We start from the raw sequence: 11,868 nt of genomic DNA on the forward strand, positions 1-11,868 counted from the left end.
CGCGATGGGGGACGGGACCAGAGCGCGACGGGGCCGGGACCGGCGCCGCCCGGCGTCCGGGACACCGGAGCCGTCGCTGCGGGCGGCGCGGGACCCGACCCGCCCCGGCGAACGGGCCGGCCGACGGGTCACCGTGCCCGACCGGGTCGCGGTACCGGCCGGACCGGCCCGGCCGGAGAGCCGGCTGCGCCGGTGGCTCTTCGTGCACCAGGTGCAGCCGGTCGGCCCGGAGACGGCCGAGGGGCAGACGAAAGCACACGCCTGGTGGCGGGTGATGTGCCTGACCGGTGTCGACTACTTCTCCACCCTGTCGTACCTGCCGGGCATCGCCGCGCTGGCCGCCGGGGCGCTCTCGCCGCTGGCGACTCTGCTGATCGTGGCGCTGACCCTGTTCGGCATGCTGCCGATGTACCGCCGGGTGGCCGGGGAGAGCCCGCACGGCCAGGGGTCGGTGGCGATGCTGGAACGGTTGCTGCCGTTCTGGCGGGGCAAGGTCTTCGTACTGGTGCTGCTCGGATTCGTCGCCACCTCGTGGATCGTGACGATCACGCTCTCCTCCGCCGACGCCACGGTGCACATGTTGCAGAACCCGTACCTGCCGGACGCGTTCGGCGGGACCGCGGTGGCGGTCACGGTCACCGTGGTGCTGCTGCTGATCCTCGGCGGGGTGTTCCTGCTCGGCTTCCGGGAGGCGGTGGCGGTGGCGGTGCCGCTGGTCGCCGTCTTCCTGGTGTTGAACGCGGTGATCGTGGTGGTGTCGCTGACCGACCTGGCCGCGGATCCCGCTCCGCTGGCGGACTGGACGGCGGCACTGACCACGGACGGCGGCGGCCCGGGTGGCGTGGCGCTGACCGCGGCGCTGGCGTTCCCGCTGCTGGTGCTGGGGCTCTCCGGCTTCGAGACCGGGGTGAGCATGATGCCGCTGGTCGCCGGGGAGGGCCGGGACGCCGAGGCCCGGCTCGCCGCGCGCATCCGCAACACCCGGCGACTGCTCACCGCCGCCGCGTTGATCATGTCGGTCTACCTGCTCTCCACCACGTTCGTCACCACGCTGCTCATCCCGCCCGAGCAGTTCGCGCCGGGCGGTGCGGCCAACGGTCGGGCGCTGGCCTACCTCGCGCACGAGCACGTCGGTGAGGCGTTCGGCACCGTCTACGACCTGAGCAGCGTGCTCATCCTCTGGTTCGCCGGTGCCTCGGCGATGGCCGGGTTGATCAACATCGTGCCGCGCTACCTGCCGTCGTACGGCATGGCGCCGGAGTGGGCCCGTGCGGTGCGACCCGTGGTGATCGTCTACACGTTGGTCTGCATCGTGCTGACCGTCGTCTTCCGCGCCGACGTCGACGCGCAGGCCGGCGCGTACGCGACCGGGATCCTGGCGATGATGGTCTCGGCGTCGGTGGCGGTGACCATCGCCGCAATCGCCCGGCGCCAGCGCGCCGCCTCCGTCGGCTTCACCGCGCTCACCCTGGTGCTGGTGTACGCCCTGGTGGAGAACGTGATCGAGAAGCCGGACGGGATCGCCATCTCCGGCCTGTTCATCCTCGGCATCATCGCCGTGTCGCTGGTCTCCCGGGTCAGCCGGACCACCGAGCTGCGGGCGGAGCGGGTCGAGTTCGACGAGGTGGCGCGGCGGTTCGTGGCCGATTCGGTGGCGCACGACGGCCGGTTGCACGTGATCGCCCACAAGCGGCGCAGTGGCGCGGTCAAGGAGTACACCATCAAGGAGCGCGCCCAGCGGGGGCTGAATCCGGTGCCGGGCGCCACCGACGTGCTGTTCCTGGAGATCGACGTGGTGGACCCGTCCGGGTTCCGCCACGTGCTGCGGGTCTGCGGCGTCGAGGTGGGCGGGTACCGGGTGCTGCGGGCCAGCAGCCCGGCCGCGCCCAATGCCATCGCGGCGATCCTGCTGGCGCTGCGCGACGCCACCGGCGTACGCCCGCACGCGCACTTCGAGTGGTCCGAGGGCAACCCGATCGCGCACCTGCTGCGGTACCTGATCCTGGGGCGGGGCGACACACCCCCGGTGGTCCGGGAGATCCTGCGCAAGTCCGAGCCGGACCCGGCCCGGCGGCCGGGCATCCACGTCGGCTGACGAGCCGAGTCCCCTCTGATGCAATATGAACGCGAGTGGCTTACTTATTCACGTATGCCGGATTTGGGTTCTTGATCCTCGTACGGTGACCTCTGGTGGCGGAGGCGACGTCCGCCACCCCGCGCCCGCTTCGGCGCGGCCGTGTCTTCGCATGCACGAGAGGCAGGAACCTTGATGTCCACCTACCGAGGCAGCCCTGGGTCGGGTCGACCCGGACGGCGGTCCCGTTGGCTGTTGGCCGGCGGCCTGATGGCGGGAACTTTGGTGGTCGGGGCGGCGGGCGTGACCGCCGTCGCCTCGGCCACCGAGAGCCGGACACCGGCCCCGAGCACGGGTCGGGCCGCCGCGATGTACTCCGACGTTCCCGGTGTCCCGGACGCCAGTCCCGGTGCGAACCGGCAGCGGCCGGATCAGCAGGGCCCGGACCGCCAGCGCCCGGAGTGGCGGCACGACGGCGGCGACGCGGACGGCACGCGGGGCGGCCACCGCGACGGCTCGGCCTCCGGACGCGGCGACGACGCGTCCGCCGACCGGCTGCCGACCCGCAACGGTCGCCCGCCGCAGGGCGAGGCGATCCGGGTGCCGTGCGACTCCGCCCGACTCGTCGCGGCGCTGGTCCGCGCCAACGCCGAGGGCGGCGCGACACTGCACCTGGCCGAGAAGTGCACCTACACGCTGACCCACGCCTTCGTGCAGGTCGACGAGTACGACGGCGGCATCCGCGACGCGCGGGATGCCGCGGACGCCGCCGAGACCCCGGGCGACGCCGAGGCGCCGCCGCGCAACCCGGCGGACGACACGGCCGGACTGCCGGTCATCTATCACGGGATCACCATCGAGGGCTCCGGCGCCTCCATCGTGCGCGCCGCCGACGCCGAGGAGTTCCGGTTCTTCACCGTGCGGGACGGCGGTGAGCTGACCCTGCGGGACGTGACCCTGCGCAACGGCCGGTCGAAGGTGGAGGGCGGCAGCCTCTTCGTCGTGCACGGCGCTACCGCGGTGGTCGAGGGCGTGACCGTGGTGAACAGCACCTCGCTGTCCGCCGAGGGTGGCGGCGGGGGCATCTTCAACGACGGCAACCTCCAGATCAGCGACAGCCGACTGATCGGCAACCGTGCCGCCGGTGCCCAGGGCAAGGGCGGGGGCCTGCTCAACGGTGGTGTGATGACCATGCACCGCACCGAGTTCCGACACAACAGCGCGGTCAGCTACGGCGGTGGCCTGGCCAACTTCCGGGCCGCCGGTGACGTGTACTCCTCCACCTTCGTGCAGAACAACGCCGGGCAGGGCGGTGGAATGGCCAGCTTCTCCGCGCGTACCAAGGTGTTCGACAGCGCGGTGATCGGCAACAGCGCCCAGACCGGCGGCGGCCTGGCCAACTCGGACGCGGTGCTGATCCTGCGCCAGATGACGATCCGGGACAACCTGGCCGCCGTGGCCGGTGGCGGCATCTCCACCGTCCAGGGCCTGCTGCCGCTGGACGACAGCGTGATCCAGGACAACACCACCCGGGGCAACGGTGGTGGCATCTACGCCGAGAAGTCCAACCTGCTGGTGCGCGGCAGCGACGTGCAGGACAACGCGGCGGTCGGACCACGGTCCCGGGGTGCCGGGCTGTTCGTCACCGCCGGCACCGCCTCGCTATACCGCAGCCAGGTGACCGGCAACCGGGCGACCGTGAAGGCCGGTGGCGCACAGGTCGAGCGGGCTCAGCTCAAGATCGACGACGACACCGTCGTGATCGAGAACAGCCCCACCAACTGCGAGGGGAGCCGTCCGCCGGTGGCGCACTGCTTCCGCTGATCCACCCGTACGTCCGGCCCTCCGCCACCCGGTCCTCGAGACCACGGCGGAGGGCCGGATCCGTCCTGGACCGTCCTGGGCGCCGGGCACCTCCGTCCCGGGACCGTCGCCCTATCCCCAAGATCACGCTCGATCCGGGATCGAGTGGCCTCGTGGCACGACGGAAGCCACTCGATCCCGGATCGAGTGGCTTCCGCATTACACCGACAGGTGATGTCGGGTGGCGCCGGGTGAGCGTCGACGCGGCGCTCAGCGCCATCCGCCGCCGACCCGGGAAGCGTCACTGCGAGGGCTGCGGCAGTTCGCACTCGACCTGCGGGTTGGCGCCGACGTAGTTCAGCGGCCCGGCGACGATGGTCACCAGTATGGTGCCCAACTCGGCACAGTTGGTCTCCTCGTTGTCGTAGTAGCCGCGCTGGCCGGCGGCGACCGCGCCGATGATGAGCCAGATCACGACCAGGACTCCGAATATCGACGTGCCACGCATGGCTTCCTCCACGGTCCGGTGGGTTGCACGGTGCCGGGCCTTGTACCCAGTCGGACCGAACGGTCAAACGGAGGTCGGCGTGGCCCCGACGACGAGCAGAGCGACGGCGACTCCGACCCGCAGCAGGGCCACGGGGTGTACCCGCCGTGACGACAACGAGACGGGCCGCCGACCCGGGACGGTCCGAAGACCCGTCCGCGTCGGCGGCCCGTGGGGGCGATCGGTCAGTCGGTGCCGCCGGCCGCCAGCACCTTCGCCTGCTGCGGCCAGGTGACCAGGCTCGCGGTGGCGCGCAGTCCGGCACCCTTGATGACCTCCCGCAGCGCGGCCTCGTCCAGCTCGGCCAACTGCCGGTACGTGACGATGCCCGCACCCTGCAGCGCGGCGGCCATCTTCGGCCCGACCCCCTGGATGCGCCGGAAGTCGTCGGCAGCCCCGGCGGCAGCGGGTGCGGCCACTACGGACGCGGCGGTCACCGGCTCGGCAGCGGGCCCGGCAGTGACCGGCTCGGTGGCGACTGCCTCCGTAGCGACCGGCTCGGCGGTCACCGGCTCGGCAGGGGCCGGCTCGGTGGCGGGCGCGGTGGCGTCCGGCGACGCGGTGGCCTCGGTGGTGACCGGTGCGGTGGTGGTGGCCGCCGTGGGGTCGGCGGCCGGGGTGGGCCGTACCGGCGGGGTGGCGACGGTGGGCCGTTCGGCGGAGTCGGTCTCGGCAGGTCCGTCGAGGGCGGACACCGGCTCCGGCGCAGTGCTGTCGGCGGGCGCGACGACCGGGTCCGGGGTGACCGGCTCGGTGGTGACCGGAGCGTCGACTGCCGGCTGTGCGGCGACCGGCTCGGCGTCCACCGCAGGCGCGGTCTCGACCAGCGCCGGGGTCGGCTCGGCCTGGACGGCGGCGGAGGGCTCGCCAACGGTGCTGGTATCCGCAGCGGCGGTGGGTTCGGTAGCGGCGGTGGTCTCGGCGGCGGGCGCGGTCTCGGCCAGCGCCGGGGTCGGCTCGGTCTCGACGGCGGAGGTCTCGGCGGCGGAGGTGTCGGCGGCGGTCGGGACCGTCTCGGTCTCGACGGCGGTCGGGGCCGGTTCCGCGATGGTGGCGGCGGGGGGCGGTGCGGTCTCGACGGCGGCGGGGGTCGGCTCGGTCTCGACGGCGGCCGGGATCGGCTCGCTGACGGTGGCGGCCGGGCTCGGCTCGCTGGTGGTGGCGCTCGCGGTGGTCGACGCGGGAGGTTCGCCCCGTCGGCCGCGCAGCAGCACCCAGCCCACCGCCAGACCCGCCAGCAGCGCCACGAGCAGTATCAGCCAGCTCCCGAAGGAGTCGCCCACGGTAAACCTCCCTGAAGTCCTACGTCCGAATCGTCGCGAAAAAAGCTCGCCGCAGCTTCGCACACGTGGGGCCGGGGCAACAGGCAGGCCATGTAACAGTCCGTACTCGCGGGACGGGGTTCACCGCAGGTGTCCGGCGCGGAACGGACGGTGTGGACACGGTGGGTACACCGCGACCCCGGCACGGGGTCGGCCGTGCCGGGGTCGGGTCGGGACGGATCAGTCCTCCTCGCCGCGATAGGTGTAGAAGTCGTCGACGAACTTGCGCCGCAGCGGCGGTACCCGGCTGGTGACCCGGAAGTACCCGCGCGCGCCGAGCAGTGCGAGTCGGCCGAACACCGGCTTGTACATCCGGTCGTCCCCGCTGGTGCCGCTGCGGTTCAACGAGTCGGCGACCCGGGCGAAGCCGTACGGCAGCATCGTCGCCTCGTAGTCGGCCACCGCCTGGACCAGCGTCTTCTCGCCGGCCACGGCGCTGACCAGGTGTCGCCGCAGCAGGTTGGCGTCGCGCAACGCGGTGTTGGCGCCGACGCCCCGGCCCGGCGTCATGGTGTGGATCGCGTCACCGAGTAGCGTCACCGTGCTGCTCTTCCAGGGCGGCACCGGCTCCGACGTGGACACCCGGATCGGCAGCGCGCTCTCCGGGTCGGCGCGACTCAGCAGTTCCCGCAGCGTCGGGTGCCAGTTGGCGGTCAACTCCAGCGCCACCTGGATCAGTTCCCCGCCCCGGCGGCGCAGGACGTCCGCCGGGAAGCGCCGCGCAGTGCTCCACACCACCAGGTTGATGTTGTCGCGGGTCGGGTCGTGCCGCAGCCCCGGCCAGTCGGCCAGCAGGGCCGCGTCGGCGGGTGGGACGTCCGGCTTGAGTCGCCCGTCGCCGTCCCACTTGAACTCCATCACGTGCAGGACGCCCATCACCCCACCGGTCCCGAAGATCAGCGAGATGCCGCGCCGGACGGTCTCCGGCAGCAGTCCCCGGGTGTGTGCGGTGAGCGGGATCCGGGTGGCGATGTTCACGGTGCCGGCGTCCCGGACGGTGGCGTGCGGCAGGTACTGCCGGCGGACCGCGGAGTGCGTGCCGTCCGTCGCCACCAGCAGGTCGCCGACGGCGCTGGTGCCGTCGGCGAAGTACGCGGTGACCGTGCCGTCGTCGTGCTGGTCGTAGTGGGTGAAGGTGCGGTCGAAGTGCACCACGTCCTCCATCCCGGTCAACAGCACCTGACGCAGTGTCATCCGGGCCACCGAGCGTTCGGTGTCCACCGGGTCGGTGTCCGGCCGCAACGGGAACGACGCGGTGTGCCGCATCCGCTGGGTGAGCACGTTGAAGTAGCGGGGTGAGCGGGCACAGGTGGCCAGGTAGATCCGGAACAGCTCCGGCGGCAGGCAGTCGCGCAACGCCCGGCTGCCGGTGGGCCCGATGCCCACCCGGTAGCCGAGCAGCCCGTCGGCCCGGGTCCGGTGCCGCTCGTACACGGCGACGCTGATCCCGGCCCGGCGCAGCCCGTGCGCCAGACAGAGACCGCCGGTGCCCGCGCCGATGACCAGGACGTGCGGTGTGCGGGTGGACATCAGCCGACCGCCGGTCAGCCGGCCACGCGGGGTGCCGGGACGTCGGCGGCGTCCCAGCGGTAGAAGCAGCTGGCGATCGCGTCACGGGGGGAGCGCCAGGTCGGCAGGTACGGCGAGGTGTGCGCGGAGAGTCGCTCGTTGACCTCGCGGTACAGCGGGTGGTTGCGGGCCGCTGCGAGGGCGTCCGTGCCGACGTCGTCGGTCTCCATCAGGTGTACGCACAGGTCGTGCAGGCAGTACAGGGACCGGTGGCGTACCCCGGTCAGGCTGGGCAGTTCGGTCGCGTCGGACTCGGCGAATATCTGCGCCACCCGTCCCTCCGCGCCCGGGATGATCCTGTTCACGATCACTAGACGGCTCATCGGACCCCTCTCACCGGTGTTCCCGCCCGGACGTCTCGCGCCGGGCCACGGACGGCTGTCCGATGTCACCCTCTCCGGTGGACTGTCACCTGCCCGTCAACGCGACCGGTCGGGCCGGTGACGCGACCCGCGCGGTCCGGCGGATCAGCGGGTCCGGAACCGGGCACGGCCGCCGGGGTGGCTGGTTTCGGCGGGTACCCGGGTGGCCCGGCGGATCGGTTCCAGTGTCTCGTCGAGCAGCGCGCTCATCGCCGGGGACGGTTCCAGGCGCAGCTCCCGCAGCAGCAGGTCGCGGTAGACGTAGAAGGCGTGTACCGCCTCGAAGGCGTTGCCCTCGGCGAGGTGGATGCGGACCACCAGCCGGTGCGGCGTCTCGCGTAGCGGTTCGGCGGCCATCGCCTCCAGCGCCGCCTCCAGCGCCTCGCCGTGCCGCCCGGCGGCGAGGTGCTGGGCGGCGACCTGTTCCAGCATGTGCAGCCGGAGCTGGCGCAGCCGTTCCCGGTCGGTCAGCACCCAGTCCTCGTACCAGCCGGGCAGCAGGTCGTGCCGCCCGGCGGCGAGCGCCTCGGTGGCGTCCTCGGGCGCCTGGCCTTCGCGTACCCGGGCGGCGGTCTCGACCAGCCGGTCGACGTCCACGGCGACCGTCGGGTCGAGGCGGATGGTGTCGGCGGTGGTGGTCAACGGGCAGTACGGGTCCTGCCGCAGTCGCCACAGCGCGGTGCGCAGTGAGGAGAGCGCGCGGTCCTCGCCGGCCTCCGGCCAGAGCAGACCGGCCAGGTGGGCGCGGGTCGCGTCGGGTCGCAGCCCGATCAGCGCGATGATCCGTTGCAGTCCCCGGGGCACCACCACCGGAGCGGTGTCGTGGGTGAGCCGGAAACCGCCCAGCAGGTGCAGGCGTACCTCGGCGGTCCGGTGTTCGCCGGTGGTCGGCGCGGGTGGTTCGGCGGCCACGGCGGTACCCCCTGCGGGACGGGTCGGTTCCGTCGTGAAGATTATCAATAGCGGTTACTCTGAGTCAACGCTGATGTCGGCTTAGTAACTTAAGCCCCTTCATGAACCTGGCTCTGAACTGCGAACATGTGATGATCATGGCGTTCGCCGGCACACAGGTGGGGCACAGCATGCGTCAACGGAACGTCACCAACCGTCCTCGGGGGCGGGGGTTCCGGTGACGCTCGGGTGACGCGTGGCGGCGCATCGTGGCCGCAGTCGTCCGGGCACCCGGTGGTGTCACCACCGGCCCATGGGGGGAGGTCCAGCATGGACCGCACGCTGATCGTCGCGAAGGTGGACCCGACCGCCGAGGCCACCGTCGCCGAGATCTTCGCCGAGTCCGACACCACCGAGCTGCCCCGGCTGGTCGGTGTCCGGCACCGGTCGCTGTACCGGCTCGGTGACCTGTACGTGCACCTGCTGGAGACCGAGTCGCCCGGCGACGAGGCGGTCGCCGCCGTCCGGGACCACCCCGAGTTCCAGCGGGTCAGCGCCCGGCTGAGCCCGTACGTCTCGCCGTACCTGCCGACCTGGCGGTCCCCGCGCGACGCGATGGCCCGCTGCTTCTACCACTTCGACGGGCCACGGTCGTGACCGCCACCGCGCCGGCCGACGGCACGCTCTGGTCGCGCTGCGGCGGCTGCGCCACCCTGCTCTACCGCAAGCGGCTGCGGCGCAACCTCGACGTCTGCCCCGAGTGCGGTCGGCACGCGCGGCTCGCCGCGCCCGAGCGGGTAGGCCAACTGGTCGACCCGGCGTCCTTCCAGCCGCTGTCGGACCGCGCGGCCGAGGTGGACCCGATCGGGTTCGTCGACGTGCTGCCGTACCCGCACCGGCTCACCGCCGCCCGCGCCGACACCGGGCTTCCCGAGGCCGTGCTCTGCGGCACCGCCACCGTCGGCCGGTACCGCTGCGCGCTCGCCGTGATGGACTTCCGCTTCCTCGGCGGCAGCCTCGGCTGCGCGGTCGGCGAACTGATCACCCGGACCGCCGAGGAGGCGTTGGCGGCCGGCGTCCCGCTGGTCCTGGTCACCGCCTCCGGAGGCGCCCGGATGCAGGAGGGCGCCCTGTCCCTGATGCAGATGGCCACCGTCAGCCAGGCGATCGCCGCGCTGCGGGAGGCCGGGCTGCTCACCGTCAGCGTGCTCACCGACCCGACGTACGGGGGAGTGGCCGCCTCGTTCGCCACCTGCACGGACCTGGTGATCGCCGAGAGCGGCGCCCGGATGGGCTTCGCCGGCCCCCGGGTGATCCGGCAGGTCACCGGACGGGATCTGCCGGAGGGCTTCCAGACCGCCGAGTTCCTGCTGCGGCACGGCCAGGTCGACATGGTGGTGCCCCGGCACGCGCTGCGCGCCCGGCTGACGACGTTGCTCGCCGCCGCGGCCGGCGGTCGTCGACCGGGCGTGGCGTCCCCGTCGTCGCGCCCCGCCGATCCGGGGCCGGACCCGGAGCCGGTGACCCGGGACGCCTGGGCGACGGTCCGGCTGGCCCGGCACCCCGCCCGCCCGACCACGCTCGACTACCTGGAGAGCGCCTTCGACGGCTTCACCGAACTGCACGGCGACCGGCTCGGCGGCGACTGCCCGGCGGTGGTCGGCGGACTGGCCCGGCTCGACGGCCGGCACCTGATGGTGATCGGGCACCAGAAGGGACACACCAGCGCCGAGCTGGTGGCCCGCAACTTCGGCATGGCCAGCCCGGCCGGGCACCGCAAGGCGCTGCGGCTGATGCGGCTCGCCGCGCGGCTCGGTCTGCCGGTGGTGACCCTGGTGGACACCCCGGGCGCCGATCCCGGTGTCGCCGCCGAGGAGCACGGCCAGGCCGCCGCCATCGCGGAGAACATCCTGACGATGAGCGTGCTGCCCACCCCGGTCGTCACGGTGGTCACCGGCGAGGGCGGCAGCGGTGGCGCGCTCGCCCTCGCGGTCGCCGACCGGGTGCTGATGCTCCAGCACGCGGTCTACTCGGTGATCAGTCCGGAGGGCTGCGCGGCGATCCTCTGGCCGGGCCGGACCGCCGCGCCGCAGGCGGCCCGGGCGCTGAAGCTGACCGCCCCGGACCTGGTCCGGCTCGGCATCGTCGACGAGGTGGTGCCGGAACCATCCGGCTCGGCCGCTGACGACCCGGAGGCGACGGCCCACGCGGTCCGCGAGGCGGTGCTGGCGAGCCTGCTGCCGCTGCTGGAGGTGCCGGTCGCCACGCTGGTGCAGCGCCGCCGACGCCGGTTCCGCCGGTTCGGCGCCGCCCGGAGCAGCCTGCGGGCGGGTGCCCGGTGAGCGCCACGGGCGGCACCGCGCCCACCGTCGCCCGTGCCCCGACCGTACGGCCGCCGGTGCCGGGTGTGCCGTCGCCCGGTGTCGCGGCACCGGTCGGGCCACCGCCGGCGCCCACCCCGACGGACCGTGTCCCGGCGCCCACCTGCCCACCACCCGCGACGCACGCGTACGGCGCGACGGATCCGGACCGGCCGGACGCGGGTGCGACGGTCCCGGATGGACCGGAGACGCGGAACGGGGTGGTCACCGAGGCGGCGCTCACCGACCTGCGGCGTCACGTCGTCGGGCTCGTCGCCGAACTGCCCGGTCCGCTACGCCGGCTGCGGGTGTGCGCCGGCGGGGCCGAGTTGGAGGTGGAGTGGCGGCACGAGGCCGGATCCAATCCGCTCGCCCCGGTGCCCGCCCCGCGAACCGCATCCGCCGCTCCGGCCGTACCCCTCGCGTCGTCCGCACCCACCGGGCCGCCCGAGCCGGTCGGAGCCGCTGCGCCGGTCTCTCGGAGCGCGGTGCGCTCGCCGATGGTCGGCACCTTCTATCGCGCGCCGGAGCCCGGCACCGCGCCCTTCGTGGCCGTCGGTGACCTGGTCCGGCCCGGTCAGGTGGTCGGCATCGTCGAGGCGATGAAGCTGATGAACGAGATCACCGCCGACCGGGCCGGCCGGGTGACCGAGGTGCTGGTCGCCGACGGCCAGCCGGTGGAGTACGACCAGCCGCTGGTCGCCCTGGACCCGGCCTGAGGTGGTGGACCGTGTTCGAGAAGGTGCTCATCGCCAACCGGGGCGAGATCGCGCTGCGCATCCTGCGGGCCTGCCGTGAACTGGGCATCCGTACCGCCGTGGTCTATTCCACGGCGGACGCCGACTCGGCGGCAGCGGCAGCCCGGCGCGGCGCATCAGCGCCCGGGCCGAGGACTTGTCCGCCAGCGCGGCCATCACCTGCGGTGACGGGCCGACGAAGG

11 protein-coding genes are annotated in these 11,868 nt (G+C 73.3%); 6 read left to right on the forward strand and 5 right to left on the reverse strand.

The window, feature by feature from the left end; genetic code table 11:
• Positions 1-4 precede the first annotated feature (4 nt).
• Positions 5-2,095 (forward strand): amino acid transporter, encoded by a 2,091-nt coding sequence (locus ABZ738_RS25160; RefSeq protein ID WP_357216959.1) that lies wholly within the window; start codon positions 5-7, stop codon positions 2,093-2,095.
• 174 nt (positions 2,096-2,269) lie between these two features.
• Positions 2,270-3,898, forward strand: coding sequence for a hypothetical protein (locus ABZ738_RS25165; protein ID WP_357216962.1), 1,629 nt, complete (start codon positions 2,270-2,272; stop codon positions 3,896-3,898).
• A gap of 280 nt (positions 3,899-4,178) precedes the next feature.
• On the opposite strand, the gene ABZ738_RS25170 is transcribed toward ABZ738_RS25165, so the two are convergent.
• The 5 genes from ABZ738_RS25170 to ABZ738_RS25190 form a co-directional block, all read right to left on the reverse strand.
• Complete coding sequence (locus tag ABZ738_RS25170) at positions 4,179-4,385, reverse strand: hypothetical protein (RefSeq protein WP_117228195.1); 207 nt, start codon at positions 4,383-4,385, stop codon at positions 4,179-4,181.
• A 224-nt stretch (positions 4,386-4,609) separates the two neighbouring features.
• Positions 4,610-5,707 carry a hypothetical protein gene (locus tag ABZ738_RS25175; RefSeq protein ID WP_357216965.1) on the reverse strand — a complete coding sequence of 366 codons (1,098 nt, stop codon included), beginning with the start codon at positions 5,705-5,707 and terminating at the stop codon, positions 4,610-4,612.
• A 219-nt stretch (positions 5,708-5,926) separates the two neighbouring features.
• Positions 5,927-7,276, reverse strand: coding sequence for an NAD(P)/FAD-dependent oxidoreductase (locus ABZ738_RS25180; RefSeq protein WP_357216968.1), 1,350 nt, complete (start codon positions 7,274-7,276; stop codon positions 5,927-5,929).
• Between the two features lie 14 nt (positions 7,277-7,290).
• Complete coding sequence (locus tag ABZ738_RS25185) at positions 7,291-7,638, reverse strand: TcmI family type II polyketide cyclase (protein ID WP_131056046.1); 348 nt, start codon at positions 7,636-7,638, stop codon at positions 7,291-7,293.
• Positions 7,639-7,782: 144 nt separating this feature from the next.
• A complete protein-coding gene (locus tag ABZ738_RS25190) occupies positions 7,783-8,589 on the reverse strand; it encodes a BTAD domain-containing putative transcriptional regulator (protein WP_357216972.1) in 807 nt (268 codons plus the stop codon).
• Positions 8,590-8,898: 309 nt separating this feature from the next.
• Between ABZ738_RS25190 and ABZ738_RS25195 the strand changes: the two genes are divergently transcribed.
• The 4 genes from ABZ738_RS25195 to ABZ738_RS25210 form a co-directional block, all read left to right on the forward strand.
• Positions 8,899-9,225 carry a TcmI family type II polyketide cyclase gene (locus tag ABZ738_RS25195; RefSeq protein ID WP_131056042.1) on the forward strand — a complete coding sequence of 109 codons (327 nt, stop codon included), beginning with the start codon at positions 8,899-8,901 and terminating at the stop codon, positions 9,223-9,225.
• Positions 9,222-10,910, forward strand: coding sequence for an acetyl-CoA carboxylase carboxyltransferase subunit alpha (locus tag ABZ738_RS25200; protein ID WP_357216976.1), 1,689 nt, complete (start codon positions 9,222-9,224; stop codon positions 10,908-10,910). The genes ABZ738_RS25195 and ABZ738_RS25200 overlap by 4 nt, the downstream gene beginning before the upstream one ends.
• Positions 10,907-11,647 (forward strand): acetyl-CoA carboxylase biotin carboxyl carrier protein, encoded by a 741-nt coding sequence (gene accB, locus ABZ738_RS25205; RefSeq protein WP_357216979.1) that lies wholly within the window; start codon positions 10,907-10,909, stop codon positions 11,645-11,647. The genes ABZ738_RS25200 and accB overlap by 4 nt, the downstream gene beginning before the upstream one ends.
• Positions 11,648-11,658: 11 nt before the next feature.
• Positions 11,659-11,868 (forward strand): biotin carboxylase N-terminal domain-containing protein (locus ABZ738_RS25210; protein WP_357216982.1); only part of this gene is annotated, 210 nt, incomplete at its 3' end.

The organism is Micromonospora sp. NPDC047793 (assembly GCF_040642635.1).
GTDB lineage: Bacteria > Actinomycetota > Actinomycetes > Mycobacteriales > Micromonosporaceae > Micromonospora.